Annotated in this window: 15 protein-coding genes; 8 read left to right on the plus strand and 7 right to left on the minus strand. The window is 71.1% G+C overall.

All coding sequences use genetic code 11. The features are described 5' to 3' along the window. Window positions 1–49: 49 nt before the first annotated feature. The 4 genes from AB3M34_RS01905 to AB3M34_RS01920 all read left to right on the plus strand — a co-directional run bounded on the left by AB3M34_RS01905 (window position 50) and on the right by AB3M34_RS01920 (window position 4,762). Window positions 50–634, plus strand: coding sequence for a dihydrofolate reductase family protein (locus AB3M34_RS01905; protein ID WP_370617389.1), 585 nt, complete (start codon window positions 50–52; stop codon window positions 632–634). A 126-nt stretch (window positions 635–760) separates the two neighbouring features. After that, window positions 761–1,606 (plus strand): 3-hydroxybutyryl-CoA dehydrogenase, encoded by an 846-nt coding sequence (locus AB3M34_RS01910; protein WP_370617390.1) that lies wholly within the window; start codon window positions 761–763, stop codon window positions 1,604–1,606. 103 nt (window positions 1,607–1,709) lie between these two features. Beyond that, window positions 1,710–3,041 carry an MFS transporter gene (locus AB3M34_RS01915; protein WP_370617391.1) on the plus strand — a complete coding sequence of 444 codons (1,332 nt, stop codon included), beginning with the start codon at window positions 1,710–1,712 and terminating at the stop codon, window positions 3,039–3,041. Continuing rightward, complete coding sequence (locus tag AB3M34_RS01920; RefSeq protein ID WP_370617392.1) at window positions 3,038–4,762, plus strand: FAD-dependent monooxygenase; 1,725 nt, start codon at window positions 3,038–3,040, stop codon at window positions 4,760–4,762. The genes AB3M34_RS01915 and AB3M34_RS01920 overlap by 4 nt, the downstream gene beginning before the upstream one ends. On the opposite strand, the gene AB3M34_RS01925 is transcribed toward AB3M34_RS01920, so the two are convergent. Then, window positions 4,688–5,509 carry an IclR family transcriptional regulator gene (locus tag AB3M34_RS01925; protein ID WP_370617393.1) on the minus strand — a complete coding sequence of 274 codons (822 nt, stop codon included), beginning with the start codon at window positions 5,507–5,509 and terminating at the stop codon, window positions 4,688–4,690. The two genes, AB3M34_RS01920 and AB3M34_RS01925, sit on opposite strands and share 75 nt — an antisense overlap. Before the next feature lie 91 nt (window positions 5,510–5,600). On the opposite strand from AB3M34_RS01925, the gene AB3M34_RS01930 reads away from it, so the two are divergent. Together AB3M34_RS01930 and AB3M34_RS01935 are read left to right on the plus strand one after the other, a co-directional pair. Then, window positions 5,601–6,533 carry an alpha/beta hydrolase fold domain-containing protein gene (locus AB3M34_RS01930; RefSeq protein WP_370617394.1) on the plus strand — a complete coding sequence of 311 codons (933 nt, stop codon included), beginning with the start codon at window positions 5,601–5,603 and terminating at the stop codon, window positions 6,531–6,533. After that, the gene (locus AB3M34_RS01935; protein ID WP_370617395.1) at window positions 6,530–7,579 is read left to right on the plus strand and encodes a quercetin 2,3-dioxygenase; all 1,050 of its coding nucleotides are present in this window, start codon (window positions 6,530–6,532) and stop codon (window positions 7,577–7,579) included. The genes AB3M34_RS01930 and AB3M34_RS01935 overlap by 4 nt, the downstream gene beginning before the upstream one ends. An 18-nt stretch (window positions 7,580–7,597) precedes the next feature. On the opposite strand, the gene AB3M34_RS01940 is transcribed toward AB3M34_RS01935, so the two are convergent. Continuing rightward, entirely contained in the window at window positions 7,598–8,848 is a 1,251-nt protein-coding gene (locus AB3M34_RS01940; RefSeq protein WP_370617396.1) for a DUF3500 domain-containing protein, read from the minus strand. Between the two features lie 32 nt (window positions 8,849–8,880). After that, the gene (locus AB3M34_RS01945) at window positions 8,881–9,567 is read right to left on the minus strand and encodes a FadR/GntR family transcriptional regulator (protein ID WP_370617397.1); all 687 of its coding nucleotides are present in this window, start codon (window positions 9,565–9,567) and stop codon (window positions 8,881–8,883) included. Window positions 9,568–9,653: 86 nt separating this feature from the next. On the opposite strand from AB3M34_RS01945, the gene AB3M34_RS01950 reads away from it, so the two are divergent. Further along, window positions 9,654–10,517 carry a fumarylacetoacetate hydrolase family protein gene (locus AB3M34_RS01950; protein WP_370617398.1) on the plus strand — a complete coding sequence of 288 codons (864 nt, stop codon included), beginning with the start codon at window positions 9,654–9,656 and terminating at the stop codon, window positions 10,515–10,517. A gap of 9 nt (window positions 10,518–10,526) precedes the next feature. Next, complete coding sequence (locus AB3M34_RS01955) at window positions 10,527–11,570, plus strand: zinc-dependent alcohol dehydrogenase (RefSeq protein ID WP_370617399.1); 1,044 nt, start codon at window positions 10,527–10,529, stop codon at window positions 11,568–11,570. 4 nt (window positions 11,571–11,574) lie between these two features. Here AB3M34_RS01955 and AB3M34_RS01960 read toward each other — a convergent pair whose 3' ends face one another. From AB3M34_RS01960 to AB3M34_RS01975, 4 genes are all read right to left on the minus strand, one after another. Continuing rightward, a complete protein-coding gene (locus tag AB3M34_RS01960) occupies window positions 11,575–12,171 on the minus strand; it encodes a hypothetical protein (protein ID WP_370617400.1) in 597 nt (198 codons plus the stop codon). 88 nt (window positions 12,172–12,259) lie between these two features. After that, window positions 12,260–13,183, minus strand: coding sequence for a DMT family transporter (locus AB3M34_RS01965; RefSeq protein ID WP_370617401.1), 924 nt, complete (start codon window positions 13,181–13,183; stop codon window positions 12,260–12,262). After that, window positions 13,180–14,454, minus strand: a complete 1,275-nt coding sequence (locus AB3M34_RS01970) for a TRAP transporter large permease (RefSeq protein ID WP_370617402.1) — start codon at window positions 14,452–14,454, stop codon at window positions 13,180–13,182. The genes AB3M34_RS01965 and AB3M34_RS01970 overlap by 4 nt, the downstream gene beginning before the upstream one ends. After that, complete coding sequence (locus tag AB3M34_RS01975; protein ID WP_370617403.1) at window positions 14,451–15,017, minus strand: TRAP transporter small permease; 567 nt, start codon at window positions 15,015–15,017, stop codon at window positions 14,451–14,453. The genes AB3M34_RS01970 and AB3M34_RS01975 overlap by 4 nt, the downstream gene beginning before the upstream one ends. Window positions 15,018–15,054: the final 37 nt, after the last annotated feature.

Raw genomic sequence — 15,054 nt, forward strand, 5'->3', positions numbered from 1 at the left:
GCTCTGCAGTCGGTACAGGGCAGGACCGACCACAGACTCGAGGAGCGCCATGACTGCTGTCTACACATTCGACGTCTTCTGCACCCTTGACGGGTTCGGCTCCTACGGCGCCGACGGTGACTGGGGCGGCTTCTGGGGCAAGCAGGGCCCGGAGTTTCTCGACCGGCGCCTCGCCCAGTACGAGGCCGAGCAGCGGATGGTCCTGGGAGCCGCCACCTATCGGGAGTTCTTGGAGTACCTGGGCCCGAGCTCCGACGAGCCAGACCCGGGCGACCCCATCAACAGCCGAATGAAGCAGCTTCCGACGACCGTGGTGTCGACCACGCTGGAAGAGCCGCTCGACTGGTCCAACGCGACGCTCGCCAGCGGCGACGCCGTCGACGTCGTCGCGCGGCTCAAGGAGGAGTCCGACGTGCCGCTGCGCTCGCACGGCAGCCTGTCGATGAACAGGTCGCTGATGGCAGCGGGTCTGGTCGACCGCGTCCAGGTGACGGTCTTCCCCGTGATCAGCGGTCAGACCGGCGAGGCCCCGATCTTCGCGGGCGCCGCCGACTTCGACCTCGAGCTGCTCGAGAGTCTCACGCTCGACGGGCACACCCAAGAGCTCACCTACCGGCCCACACTGCACCGCTGAGTGCCCGCTCCAGCCCGGCGTGAAACGACGTTCCACCAAAGGGAACGCGGTTTGGCGTACCCGCGAGTAGTACGTACCGTCGGCCATGGGCCCGCGAAGGGCGCGCCCAGCAGCACGAGGAGTGTCATGGAGAAGATCGGTGTCGTCGGTGCGGGCCTCATGGGAGCAGGCATCGCGGAGGTGTGTGCGCGCGCAGGCGCTCAGGTGATCGCGGTCGAGTCGTCGCCCGAGCGGGTCGAGGCCGGGCTGGCACGGATCACGAAGTCCCTCGAGCGCGCGGAGTCGCGCGGCCGGATCGAGAGCGCCGCCGCCGTCCTCGAGCGCATCGCGGTCGTCGACGACCTCGAGGCGCTCCGCGACCGTGATCTCGTGATCGAGGCGATCGTCGAGGACGAGGCCACCAAGGTCGCGCTGTTCAAGCAGCTGGACGAGCTGGTCGAGTCGCCTGACGCCATCCTCGCCTCCAACACCTCGTCGATCCCGATCATGAAGCTCGCGGTCGTGACCAAGCGTCCCGACAAGGTGCTCGGCATCCACTTCTTCAACCCCGTCCCGGTGCTCTCGCTCGTCGAGCTCGTGCCGAGCCTGCTGACCAGCGAGAAGACGACCCTCGAGGCGCGCACGTTCGTCGAGGGGGCGCTCGGCAAGCACGCGATCCTCAGCCAGGACCGCGCGGGCTTCGTCGTCAACGCGCTGCTGATCCCGTTCGTGCTCTCGGCGATCCGGATGCTCGAGTCGGGCTTCGCGACCGCCGAGGACATCGACGAGGGCCTTGTCCGTGGGGCCGCGCACCCGCAGGGGCCGCTCGCGCTCGCCGACCTCATCGGGCTCGACACCACGAAGGCCGTGGCCGAGTCGCTGTACGAGGAGTTCAAGGAGCCGCTGTACGCGTCGCCGCCGCTGCTCGCCCGCATGGTCGACGCCGGCCTGCTGGGACGCAAGACCGGCCGCGGCTTCTACACGTACGAGTGATTCTCATTCACTGAGAACACCTCTTGGGTTGCGGTGTGACCACCCTCACTCTGGCGGGGTGCCTGTGGCGAGGACCACAGGCCACCACGTCGGGAGGGTTCTCATGTCAGTCGCTGCTCGAGCCGGCCGTTCGCGGCTGCCGGTCTATCTGCTCTGCTGGATCTGCCTGATCGCAGACGGGTACGACCTGATGTCGTACGGCGCCACCCTGCCGGCCCTGATCGGCGGCGAGCCGTTCCATCTCACGGTCGCGCGGGCCGGCCACATCGGGAGCCTGGCCCTGGCCGGCATGCTCGCCGGATCGTTGACCGCCGGGACCCTGACCGACCGCGTCGGGCGCCGCCGGATCTTCATCGCCAGCGTGACGGTGTTCTCCGTCGGCATGCTGCTCACCGCGCTCGCCCCCACGGTCGAGATGTTCGTGGCGTTCCGCGTGCTGACCTGCTTCGGCGTCGGAGGCCTCCTCCCCACGGCGGTGGCGCTGGCGAGCGAGTTCGCCAGCCCCGAGACGCGCTCCCGCACCCTCGGGTTCGTGCTGACCGGTCCGCCGCTCGGCATGGTCGCCGCCGCCTTCCTCGCCTCCCGCGTGGTGGAGGAGCACGGCTTCCGCCCGGTCTACGCTGCTGCCGGCGTGATCCTCCTGGTCGTGCCGCTGCTGGTGCGCTATCTCCCGGAGTCGCCGAGCTTCCTCGCGGCACGCGGCGACGCGGCCTCTGCCACGCTCGTCCGCACCACCTACGGACTGCCGGTCCCGGCGCAGCCTGCCGTGGCCGCGACCGGTCCCGCCTCGACGGTCGGAAGTCCGGTGGCGGCCCTTCTGCGCGGGCGGCTGCTGGTGCCGACGCTGCTGATCTGGGGCACCACGTTCTTCAGCCTCCTCACCGTCTTCGGCATCACGACGTGGCTGCCCCAGGTGATGGCGAAGTCCGGGTACGGCCTCGGGTCGTCGATCACCTTCCTGCTCGTCTACTGCCTCGGCGCCGTGATCGGCACGCTCATCGCGGCGTCGCTCGCCGATCGCTTCGGGCCCAAGCCGCTGGTCATCGTCGGCTACGTCTGCGCCGCGGTCGCGCTGCTCGCGGTGGCGACCGAGCCGGCGACCGGCGCGCTCGTCGTCCTGGTGCTCCTCGCCGGGTTCGGCGGGTTCGGCACGCAGAACATCCTCAACGACTTCATCGCGCGCTTCTACCCCGCGAGCATGCGCGCCAGCGGTCTCGGATGGGCTCTCGGTGTCGGTCGCCTCGGAGCGATCGTGGGTCCGACCTTCGGTGCCTGGGTGGTCTCGGGCAAGGACCCGCTGGCCGCTACCGCGACGGCCTTCGCCGTGACGGCGGTGCTCGGCGCCGTGGTGATGGCGCTCGTGCCCCGCGCGGCGCGCGCAGACGCGTACACCCCGAGCACCACGAACGAGGTCGCCGAGGAGGTGGCGCGATGACCGTGCGCCACGGTCTGGAGGACGTCCCCTCCGACGTCGACGTGGTCATCGCGGGCGGCGGACCCAGCGGGCTCTTCCTCGCCGCGGACCTCGAGGCGTACGGCGTGAGCAGCGTGGTCGTCGAGCCTCGCGCCGAGCTCGACTGGCTGCACCCGCGAGCCAAGACGACGAACGCGCGCACGATGACGCACCTGCGGCGCCTCGGTCTCGCCGACCGCCTCCGAGCGGCTGCGCCGATCCCTGTCGAGTACGCCGACAGCGTCGCCTTCTGCACGTCGCTGGTCGGGCACGAGCTCACGCGGTTCCACGAGGCGTTCCAGCTCGTCGCCGACCGCTACGCGCTGCAGCCCGAGAGCGGCCAGCAGGTCGCGCAGCCGGTCGTCGAACAGGTCCTCCGCGACCACGTCGCGAGTCGGGCGGACGCGCACCTCGTCCTGGGCGCGGAGCTCGTCGACGTCGACCTCTCCGACCCGGATCAGGTCGTCGCGGTCGTGGCGTCCGGTGAAAGCGTGCGGCAGGTCCGTGGTCGCTACCTCGTCGGCGCGGACGGTGTGTCCTCACGCGTGCGCAAGTCGCTCGGGATCCGCCTCGAGGGAAGCTCGGCGGGGAAGTCGAACCTCGGCCTGCTGTTTCGTTCGGAGGCCCTCGGCGCCGTCGTACGCCACGACCCGGCGGTGCAGTACTGGGTCGTCGGGCGCCGCTACGCGGGCATGGTCGGCCCGATGGACCTGGACGGGACGTGGTGGGCGATCGTGCAGGGGTACGACCCAGGACGTCCGGAGTTCGCCGACGTCGCACGCGAGGAGATCCTCCGGGAGCTGATCGGCGCCGACGTCGACATCCACGTGGAGGCGGAGGACCCGTGGACGGCACGGATGCTGCTGGCGCCGCGCTACCGCTCCGACCGCTGCTTCCTGGTGGGAGACGCCGCCCATGCCAACCCGCCGTGGGGTGGGCACGGGTTCAACACCTGCATCGGGGACGCGGCGAACCTCGCGTGGAAGCTCGCGGCCGACCTGCACGGGTGGGGCGGCCGTAGCCTGCTCGACTCGTACGAGGCAGAGCGCCGACCGGTCGCCCGACGGACGATCGACGACGCGGCGGCCAACGGCACCGTGCTCGCCGACGACTACATCGAGGACCTGCTCGACCAGGACGGTCCGGAGGGCGACGCCGTGCGGGCGGAGACCGCCCGCTCGCTGGTCGCGGCGAAGACCTCGGAGTTCCTCTCGCTCGGACTGGTCCTCGGCTACAGCTACGAGAGCTCTCCGCTCGTGACGCCCTCGGGCTCCTCGTGTCCGGCACCGGATCCGGTGCGCTACGAGCCGACGGCCGCGCCCGGTGCGCTTCTCCCGCACGCGTGGCTCGATGACGACGTGTCGCTGTACGACGCGCTGGGGCGCGGATTCACGGTGCTGGTCGACGGGGACGGGCCTGCCGTCGACACCTCTGCGGCGGCCGCGGTCGCCGACCGCCTCGGCATCCCGTTGACGGTCCGCACGGTGACCGCCACCGGTGGGTCGTTCACGGCCGGCTGGGAGGCGCCCAGCGTGCTCGTCCGTCCCGACCAGCACGTCGCGTGGCGCGGCGACGGCGGTGCCGCGCTCGCGGTCGCGCTGGAGCGGGCCAGCGGCCGTGGGGCATCGTCAGGTGCTGTCGACGGGATCGGTCGTCGTGGTGTCGGGGCGGCCCTCCGCGCGGGGAGCGCCCAGCGCACGTGAGATCGCGCGACACGCGGCCCGTACCGCAGGCACGAGGTGACGTGCCGACACCGACCCGTCCGACACCACGACCGACAGGGCCGCGGTGCAGCGGTCGCGTCCGTCCCACACGGGACCCGCGACGGCGAGCACGGGCCTGGGAGACCCACGGTGGAGCTCCGCGACGCCGTCACGGCGCACCTCGGCCAAGGTCGACCGCAGAGCGGTCACGTCGACCGGCTCGCCCTCGGGCTGGCGGGTGAGGCGGCGGTGAAGCAGACGTTCCTGCGTCTCGACGTCGGCGTGCGCGAGCAGCACCAGACCGACGCCGGTGGAGTGCAGCGGCATCCGACCGCCGACCCGGTAGTGGATCGGCTCGGCGTCGCGGAACGACAACCGCTCGACGAGCACCGCCTCGTCGTCCTCGCGCACCGCGAGGAGCACGTGCTGCCGCGTCGCGTCGGCGAGGTCACCGAGGTACGGCATCGCGATCTCGCGCAACCCGTGGCCGCGCGGCGCCAACGAGGCGATCTCGAGGAGGCCGAGCCCCACCGTGTAGCGGCCGTCGGGCCGACGCTCCAGTGCGCCCCAGGCGACGAGCCGCGCGACGAGCCGGTACGTCGTGCTGAGCGGCACACCGCTGGCACGGCTGAGGTCGGCCGCGGAGAGGACGGGCTCGGCGTCGCTGAACGCGTGGAGCAGGGCGAACGCCCTGTCGACGACCGGTTCGCCCTGGACCGGCTTGCCGCCCGCACGGTCGGTGGACAACGACCTCTCTCGCCTTCTCCTACGGTGGGACGGCGGACGTGGACCGCCGTCGTACACGTCGAACGCTACAGGCGGCGCGGAGGTGTGGCCCGTGGGTGAGACGACGATCGAGCGCGACCTGAGGTACGCGGAGCGGCCGACGGGGTCGCTCCTTCTCGACCTGTACAGGCCGGCTCGGGACGGTGCGGTGCCGGTGGTGGTCTGGCTGCACGGCGGCGGGTGGTTCGCGGGCGACCGGGCGTTGGCGCCGGACCTGCGGCGCTACTTCGCCTCGCGCGGGATCGCGATGGCGTCGATCGAGTACCGCCTGTCCGGCCAGGCCCTGTGGCCCGCACAGCTGCACGACGTCCGCGACGCGGTCCGGTTCCTGCGGGCAGCAGCGGGAGACCTCGGTCTGCGCCCGGACCGTATCGGCCTCTGGGGAGGGTCGGCCGGAGCGCACCTGGCAGCGATCGCCGGGCTCGCCGGTCGCGAACGACACCTCGACGGCGAACCCGGCACGGGAGACGCGTCGGTGACGGCCGTCGCCGCTTCGTACCCGCCGGTCGACCTCGAGCAGCGGCACGTGCCGGCCGGCGCGCCTCTCGGTCCACCCGGCGCGGCCGGCCCGCGGGACTCGCCCGAGGCGCGGCTGATCGGTGGCACGCCGGACGAGCAGCCCGAGCGTGCCCGGGACGCGACCGTGCTGACCTGGGTGACGTCGCAGGCACCCGCGTTCCAGATCTCCCACGGCACCGGGGACCGCCTGGTCCCCGCCCGGCACAGCGAGCTGCTGCACGCGGCGCTGGTCGAGGCCGGCATCGAGTCCGACCTCTTCTTGGTCGACGGCTTCGGCCACGGGTTCCTCAACCCGCCAGGACGCGCGGACGTCCCCGCAGTGATGGACGACGGTCGGCTCGCGACCGAGCAGCCCGCGCCGGCCCTGCACCGTACGAGCGCTTCCGCCGGCGACGAGCCGTCGACCTTCGGGTTCGACGACGTCGGCGACTTCTTCACCCGCCACCTGTTCGAAGGAGAACCATGAGCACGCACGACCTGGAGTCGATCCACCGGCTCGCACCCGTGATGGATGCCCTGCCCGGGGAGCCGGTGCCGTACTACCTGTCCAGCGGTGAGGGCCGACGGTACGAGCTCGGCGGACAGCTGTGGACAGTGGTCGCGCGTGCCCGAGACACCGGCGGCGCCTTCGACGCCGCGTACCTGCTCGGACCGCGCGGTGCTTCGGCGCCGTTCCACAGCCTCGCCGAGCACCAGCGTTCGTACTTCGTCTTCGAGGGCTCGGCGCAGTTCTGGCTGCCGGGAGAGAGCCGTGTCCTGTCGACCGGCGACTCGATCCACGTCCCGCCGGGCGTCCCGGTCGCGTACCGGCTGCTCGGCCACATGACCCGGCTCCTGATGTGGTCGGCTCCTGGCGGAGCGCTCGACCTGCTGCTCGACGAGGACGCGGCGGTCGACCGTCACGTGTACGCGGCGTCGGCAGAGGGGCGGCCGTCGAGCGACCCGTGGGCCCGGGGCGCTCAGGTGCACGACGTCGCGCTCGCCGACCCGCGCGACGCCGAGGACGAGGACCTGCCGAAGGGGGTCGAGCCCTACTTCCTGCGCGCCCACGGGGGTGACCGCCGGGAGTGGCCCGACGCGATGAACGCGTTCTCCGCGCGCGGGCGCAACACCGGCGGCCGGTACTTCGCGGTGACGACGCTCGGCGCCCGGCAGCCGTACATCGTGCGGCACTTCCACCGCCAGCACACCGAGAACTTCTTCTGTCTGTCCGGGCGGATCTGGCTGTGGGTCAACGGCGAGGAGGTCCTGCTCACGCCAGGCGACTTCCTGCACGCGCCGGCCGGCACGATCCACTCGTTCGCGTTCACCGGGCACAACACCCGCATGCTGGGTCTGCTGACGACCGACGTGTTCGAACCGTTCTTCGACCTGACGGGTGACGCGACCGGCGACCACGTCTACAGCGAGGGGCTCATCGACCCGTCGGTGATGATCGGGCGTCTGCAGACGCTCAGCGACCTCGACCTCGTCATGGCCGGTCCGCCGCCTCCGCCACCCGCCGGACTCTGACCGCGCCGCGGGCGCGCCTCACTCCTGGCGTGCCTGCCACTGGCGCACCCACGCGCGGGCGTAGTCGTTGCCGTGCGGGGTGCGCATCACGGTGTGGATGTGGAACGGCTGCGGCACGTCGTAGTCCAGGAACACTCCGCAGTGGTGGTCGAGCTCCACGATGACGACGGGGGACTGGATCCGGAAGTAGAAGACGTCCCCGGGCTTCCAGCCGCCGATCCACGAGAACGTGGTCTCGTCGAGGTGGGCGCCGATCTCGCGCATCCGGGCACGACGCGGACCCTCCGGGAGCAGGGCGACGAAGTCCTCGACGAGGGCGAGCACCAAGGCCTGCGCGTGCGTGGGCAGCCGTGCGACAGCCACCCCCTCGACCGGGATGACGCGGTTGTCCTGGAAGGCGCCGGCGAGGTGGCGTTCGTCGCCGGGGTGCACGCGGCCCTCGGGCATCGCCGGGTCGACCATCTCGTCGTACGTGATCGCCTCGGCACGCAGGTCGTCGGGCAACGACGCCATCAGTCGCGTGGCGAGATCGACACGGTGGGCGAAGGGGCGACCGCCGCCGGCGTACGGACCTGTGTCGATCTGGTCGGGCTCGGCGCCGAGGAAGACCGGGCTGAGCGACATCCGCCCGTCGACGACGAGGCAGTTGAGAGCGGCGTGGTGGCCGAACAGCTGCCATCCCCAGGGCGCTCGGAGGTCGGGTGTGCCGTAGAGCGCGATGTTGTAGCTGTACGCGTTGAGCAGCGACTCGAGGCCGACGACCTCGCCGAGGAAGCCGTTGATGAGCATCATCCGATGGGCGAGCGCGTATCCCTGCGGGCTCAGGGACGACTCCACGAGGGCGAGCGCCGCGTCCCGCACGGGATCGTCGCACTGGTCGAGCCGCAGGCCGGTGTCGAACTGCATGAACTCCGGGTTGGCCCAGGTCTGCCACTCGACGGCGTCGACCGCGTGCGTGAGACGGTCGCGAGCACCGTCCTCGACGACGCCGAGCAGGCGCTCGGCGGCCTCGACCATCGCCGCGACCGGTGCCTCCTCGCCCGGTTCGGCCGGCGTCAGCGGATAGAGGCCTGCGCGGAGGGTGCCGTCCTCGGTGACGCCCACGAAGTCGTTCTCGTAGAGCGGTGTCCAGCCCTTGATGAGGTCACCGGTGAAGACGTCCTCACGCGCGGCGTCGCGATATCCGTAGGGGTCCATGCCGCGGATGTCGGCGAGCCGCGGGTGGTCGTGGGGGAAGAGGAAGGCTCGGAAGGCGCTCGGGTCGGACATCGGTGCTCCTCGCGGGTCGTCGGGGCCGCCGGTCATCGCGGTGCGTCGTGGTGGGCGTCGACAGCGGCGCGGACGCGGTCGAGGTCGCCCGAGGCGATCGCCTCGACCAGCTCGACGTGGACCTGCAGGCGCCCTGCTCGGTAGGCGCCGCCGTCGGCCGCGTCGTCGTGGTGGGCGGACGACGACGAGAGCTGCCCGAGCGTCCCGACGTAGACGGCACGTGCCATGGCGTTGGGGCAGATCGCGGCGATCCGCTCGTGCAGCGCCCAGTTGGCGCGCATGAAGGCCGACCAGTCCTCTGCCGTACGCATCGGCTCGAGGAGGCGACGCAGGTCGCGGACGTCCTCGTCGCTGCGGCAACGCGCGGCGCCGGTGTCGATCAGCGGCTCGAGATGGTCGCGCAGCTCGATGGCGTCGACGATGGCCGACGGATCCTCACTGACGGTCAGCAGTGTACGGCGGAGGCGTACGACCGGGCCGTGGTCGGCGACGAACATGCCGCCGCCGCGTCCTGGCTTGATGTGGACGATGCCGCGCTCGCGGAGGAGCCTCACGGCCTCGCTGACGGTCGGCTTCGAGAAGCCGCTCTCGGCCCGGAGGTCGTCGAGAGTGCCGAGCGCGTCGCCGGGAAGGAGGCCGTCGTCGCGGATCCGGCGCTCGAGCGCGTCGGCGAGGTGCTCCGCGCGGCTCCGCGGGACGGCGAGCCTGTCGTGGGTCATGAGACAGGTATAGCAGAAAAGACCTAATTGGTATATACCTTTTATGAGCGGCTCGACCGGGCTGCCTGACGAGGAGGAGCGAACCGATGGGTGAACGACTGGTGGGGGTGCGTGAGCGCGCAGGCGCCGTGCAGGTCGGGCTGCTCGGAGCGGACGGGCGTACGGTGACGGTCCTTGCCGGCCTCGAGGCGTTCTGGGACGACCCGGCAGCGCTGATGGCGTCCGGTCCCGGGGCGGACGCACCCGTGCTCGACCTCGCCGATGTCGAGCTGGTCCCACCGGTCCTGCCGGGTGCCCGCGTGATCTGCATCGGGCTCAACTACCTCAAGCACGTCGCCGAGGGGTCGTTCAGCGGGGAGGCCCTCCCGGACCACCCGACGCTCTTCGCGCGCTGGCCGGCCTCGCTCACAGTCGGAGGAGCCGCAGTGCCGGTGCCGTCGAACGAGGAAGGGCTGGACTGGGAGGGCGAGGTCGTGGCCTGGGTCGGGTCGCGGCTCGTCGACGCCACGCCCGACGAGGCCCTGGCGGCGGTGGTCGGCTACTCGACGTTCAACGACCTCACCTCACGTCGCGCCCAGAAGCTCACCTCGCAGTGGATCCTCGGCAAGAACGGCGACCGGTCGGGCCCGCTCGGCCCGCTCGTCCCTGCGGCGGAGGTCGGCGACCTGCGCGACGGGCTGCGCGTCGAGACCCGTGTCAACGGCGAGGTCGTGCAGGAGGGGCGCACGGACGAGATGGTCTACACCGTCGGCGACACACTTTCGCTGATCTCGCACACGTTCACGCTCAACCCGGGTGACCTCCTGGCGACGGGCACGCCGTCCGGCGTCGGCTACTCGCGCACGCCGCCGTGGTTGCTGCAGCCGGGTGACGTCGTCGAGGTCGAGGTCGAACGGCTCGGGGTGCTGAGCAACCCGATCGTCGACAACGTCGCGCGGCGTGCGACGTAATGTCGAGACATGAACAACATCGTCGCCCGTGTCACCGGTCCCTCCGCCGTCTCCGTCGTCGAGGAGCCGCGGCCGGACGAGATCCCGCCCGGACGGGTCGAGGTGGAGATCACCTACTGCGGTGTCTGTGCCACGGACACGCACAACTACACGTCCGGAGGAGCGATCCCCGCATCGGTGTTCGGCCACGAGTGGACCGGCACGATCGCCCGGGTCGGCCACGACGTGACGTCGGTCGAGCCCGGCCAGCGGGTCGTCGCGAGCGTCGGGGCAGCCTGCGGATCGTGCGCGATGTGCGTCGCCGGACACCCTGAGCACTGCGACACCGTGTTCGCCGAGGCCAACGGGGTGACCCCCGACAGCCCGACGCACGGCGCCTTCGCCAGGAGCCTGGTCGTCGACGCACGCCGGGTGATGCCGGTCGTCGACGGCCTCACCGACGTCCAGGCGGCGCTCGTCGAGCCCACCGCGGTGACCTTCCACGCCGTCAAGCGCACCCGGCAGCCGTTCGGCGCCGTGGTCGTCGTCCAGGGGGCGGGCCCCATCGGTCTGCTCGCAGCGCAGCACGCGCGCCACGCCGGCGCCGGCCGCCTCGTCGTGATCGAGCCGAACGAGCAGCGCCGCGCCTCGGCGACCGCGCTCGGGTTCACCGAGGTCTTCGCGCCGGGCGACGACGTGCAGTCCCACCTCCTCGAGATCACCGGCGGACTGGGTGCCGACGTCCTGTACGAGTGCACCGGGGCCGCGGCGCTCCTCCAGTCGTCGGCCGAGATGGTGCGCCGAGGCGGCACGCTCTCCCTGCTGGGCTTCCCCATGACGGACTCGACCGTGAGCTACGGCGACTGGCAGGTCCGCGAGCTGACCGTCATCGGTTCGCTCGCCTACAACCACGAGGACTTCCTCGGTGCGATGCGCGCGATCGCCGACGGATCGGTCGACGTCGACGTCCTCCACACCGGCACGGTGGGGCTCGACGACCTGGGCGCGCTGATGGACGAGCTCGACTCCGGCCGTACGGCTCACGCGAAGGTGCTGGTCGACCCGTCGCGGTGACCGGTCATCCCCAGCGCGAGGCGAACCAGGGCTGGTGCAGGTCGAGGTAGCGGACGTCGGCCATCGCCGACTCCATCTGCTCCCGCATCGCTGCCGGCATCTCCTCCTGCTCGCCGCGCCGTGCCGACGCCTCGTCCGTGAAGGCGACCGTCTCGGTGAACGTGCCGTCGTCGGCGATGGCGAGAGTGGCGCCGATGATGTCGGGTCGGGCCTCGTGCATCTGCTGGGTGTCGGTCATCATCGCCTTCAGCCGGTCGGCATCGACGGCGCGTCCCTGGATCACCTGCACGAACCCGGCCTCGTCCGACCCGCCGTCGAGCGCGAGGGTCACGTCCGTGCAGTCGTGGAACTCAGGCTCGGCGTCGAAGAGCTCTCGGGTGCGCTCCCACCACGCGCTCTGCTCCCGGCTGTCGGAGTTGCTGCGGGCCTTCTCCTCCGACTCGAACCTCACCACCCCGACGAACATGCCGTCGTCGGTGAAGCCGTACGTGCCGCCGAGCCAGCCGACGACGTCGGGCGCGCGCTCCGTCCGCCACTGCTCCATCGCAGCCCGCATCTCGTCCTGGCGGGTGCACGGACCCTGGATGACCTGGATGAACATGGCGCTCCCCTTCGTCGGACGGGGGACCACTCGACGCTACGCGGGTGCCGTCGGCGTGGGAAGGCCGATTGTCCGGCGACGGGCGTGCTCAGAGCTCGTCGATCTGCAGCGGGCGACGGCGTGCGGCGGACACGACCATGCCGGTGCCGACCAGCATGAGGACCAGCGCAGGGTACGCGGCGGGCGGAGGCGACTCCCCGAACGCGATCGCGGCGGCGATCACCGCGAGCGGCACGGTGAGGAGCTGGGTGAGGGAGACGAAGCTCGGGCGCACCGAGCGGACCACGAGGTTGAAGATCGAGTGGCCGAGCAGCTGCGCGAGGACGGTGAGTGCAGCGAGCTGGATCCACGCCCGCGGCGGGAACCCCCACAACGGCGCACCCGCGAGGAGCGCGGCGCCGAGAAGGGTCGCTGCACAGATGCCGTAGCAGGTGGTCGTGTACGCGGTGACGCCCACGGACTGTCGCACGATGCCGCCCGCGACGATGTACGCACCGCCGGCCGCACCGGCCAGGATGGCAAGGAGATTGCCGAGGACCGCCTCGGTCGACACGGCTGCGTCGATCCCGGTGACGAGCAGGACGCCGGCGAGAGCCACGAAGGTTCCGAGCCAGGCGACGAGCGTCAGGCGTTCCCCGAGGATCCGCGAGAACAGCGCGGCCCACACGGCCTGCGTGCACACGAGCGCTGCGGCTGACGCGACCGACGTGTGGTCGAGGCTCGCCGCCATGCTTCCGAAGTGGGTCGCGAGCATGACGGCGGCGAAGGCGATCAGCAGGAGGCGGCGTCCCCGCAACGTCGCGATCTCGCGCCGTGATCTGAGCGCTGCCCACGGGACCAGGACCACCAGCGCCAGGGCGTTGCGCCAGAAGGCGATCGCCAGCGCCGGCGCCGCGATCGCCGCCATCAACGGAGGCGCCGACGACGCACACAGGACTCCGAACAGCAGGATCCCGGTGTCGCGCGTCGGCGGCGGCCCGTGGGCGAACGGTGTCGTCTGCGGCACCGTCACAGACCGAGCTGGTTCGGCAGCCAGAGCACGACGTCCGGGACGAACGTCACGATCATCAGGATCACCCCGAGGGGGACGAGGAACGGGGCCACCCCGCTGAAGACGGTCGAGACCGGCATCTTGGTCACCGAGCTCAGCACGAAGAGCACACCGCCGATCGGCGGCGTCAGCAGCCCGATCATGAGGTTCAGCACGACGATCACGCCGAAGTGGACCGGATCGACCCCGAGCTGCATCGCGACGGGCAGCAGGACCGGGACGGCGATGACCAGCGCCGACGTCGGCTCGATGATCGCCCCGAGGAACAGCAGGAGAACGTTCACGAGCAGGAGGAAGACGACCTTGCTGTCGGTGAGCTCGAGAACCGCCGTGGCGATCTCCGTCGGCACCTGCTCGCGCGCCATGATCCAGCCGAACAACGACGACGCCGCGAGGATGATCATGATCGAGGCCGTGGTGACGGCGGTGTCCGCGAAGACCCTGGGCAGGTCCCGCAACCGCAGCGTCCGGTAGGCGAAGCCGAGCAGCAGCATGTAGACGGCGCCGACGGCGGCGGCCTCCGTCGGGGTGAAGAGGCCGTTGAGGATCCCGCCCAGGATGACGATCGGTGTCAGCAGCGCACCGACCCCGGCCAGCGACGTACGCCGGACCTCCCGCCAGCTGAACGCCTGGTTGCGGAGGTCCTCACGATGGCGTGCCCACACGAACACGTACGCGGCCAGGGCCAGGCAGATCAGCAGCGCGGGGACGACCGACGCGGCGAACAGCGCGCTCGTGGAGACCAGCGCCACCGACGCGTACACGACGGCGGGGATGCTCGGCGGCATCATCGGGCCGATGACCGACGAGGCCCCCGTGATGCCGACGGCGAACTTGCGCGGATAGCCGTGCTTGATCATCTGCGGCACCTCGATGGAGCCCACGCCGGCAGCATCGGCGAGCGCCGAGCCGTTCATCCAGGAGAACCCGAGGCTGACGCCGATGTTGACGTAGCCGAGCGACCCGCGCCGCCGTCCGATCAGCGCCAGCACCAGGGCGAACATGCGCTCGGCGATCCCGGCGCGTGTCGCGAGGAAGCCGACGAGGATGAACAGCGGCACGGCGAGCAACGGCCAGCTGTTCACGCCGCCGGTGGCGGCCCTCATCGCGAAGCCCAGCGACATGTCGTGCGACCACATGTAGAGCAGCGACGGTCCGAGCAGCGCGAAGGCGATCGGGACACGGAGGACGATCGCCACGACGATCGCGATCATCAGGGCGAGGACGCTCACGGCTTCGTCCCTTCGGCGAGCGACTCGGCGAGCGGCTCCCCGGCGACCCGCACCGTGTGGCCCGTGGGTCGAACCACGATCAGCATCAGCGCGCGGACGCCGGTCAGCACCATCCCGATGGTCGGGATCACGTACACCCAGGTCATCGGGATGCCTGCGGCAGGCGACTTGATCGGGGAGTCCGACGTCACGAGGGTCCAGCCCTCGTACGCGAACGACAGGCTCGTCGCCGCCACCACGAGGAGCGAGAACACCCGCACGACGATCCTCCCGATGCGGGGAAGGACGTTGTCGACCACGTCGAGCGCGATGTGCTCGTCGCGCCCCATGAGGTAGCCGGCGAGGCCGAAGGCCAGCCAGATCAACGAGAACTTCGCGAGCTCGCCAGTCCACACCTCGCTGGGGATCGGGGTGAAGCGGGCGAGGACCTGCATCATCACGAGCACGAGGATGAAGGCGACGAGGAAGACGCCGAGGGAGAGCTCGACCCGCTCGAGGCCCCGGAGGACCCGGGCGAGGGGACGTGATCGAGCGTGCTCGGAGGTCGCTGGTTCAACGGGCATGGACGAGCTCCTGAGGAGAAGAAGGGGCGTCGGTCGG

It is taken from the genome of Mumia sp. Pv4-285, from assembly GCF_041320275.1.
Lineage (GTDB): Bacteria > Actinomycetota > Actinomycetes > Propionibacteriales > Nocardioidaceae > Mumia > Mumia qirimensis.

Excerpts from the sequence above, each read along its gene's own strand:
- AB3M34_RS01905 (WP_370617389.1), top strand. The coding sequence starts at position 50 with ATGACTGCTGTCTACACATTCGACGTCTTCTGCACCCTTGACGGGTTC.
- AB3M34_RS01920 (WP_370617392.1), top strand. The coding sequence starts at position 3,038 with ATGACCGTGCGCCACGGTCTGGAGGACGTCCCCTCCGACGTCGACGTG.
- AB3M34_RS01915 (WP_370617391.1), top strand. The coding sequence starts at position 1,710 with ATGTCAGTCGCTGCTCGAGCCGGCCGTTCGCGGCTGCCGGTCTATCTG.
- AB3M34_RS01910 (WP_370617390.1), top strand. The coding sequence starts at position 761 with ATGGAGAAGATCGGTGTCGTCGGTGCGGGCCTCATGGGAGCAGGCATC.
- AB3M34_RS01960 (WP_370617400.1), bottom strand. The coding sequence starts at position 12,171 with ATGTTCATCCAGGTCATCCAGGGTCCGTGCACCCGCCAGGACGAGATG.
- AB3M34_RS01955 (WP_370617399.1), top strand. The coding sequence starts at position 10,527 with ATGAACAACATCGTCGCCCGTGTCACCGGTCCCTCCGCCGTCTCCGTC.
- AB3M34_RS01950 (WP_370617398.1), top strand. The coding sequence starts at position 9,654 with ATGGGTGAACGACTGGTGGGGGTGCGTGAGCGCGCAGGCGCCGTGCAG.
- AB3M34_RS01935 (WP_370617395.1), top strand. The coding sequence starts at position 6,530 with ATGAGCACGCACGACCTGGAGTCGATCCACCGGCTCGCACCCGTGATG.
- AB3M34_RS01940 (WP_370617396.1), bottom strand. The coding sequence starts at position 8,848 with ATGTCCGACCCGAGCGCCTTCCGAGCCTTCCTCTTCCCCCACGACCAC.
- AB3M34_RS01945 (WP_370617397.1), bottom strand. The coding sequence starts at position 9,567 with ATGACCCACGACAGGCTCGCCGTCCCGCGGAGCCGCGCGGAGCACCTC.
- AB3M34_RS01975 (WP_370617403.1), bottom strand. The coding sequence starts at position 15,017 with ATGCCCGTTGAACCAGCGACCTCCGAGCACGCTCGATCACGTCCCCTC.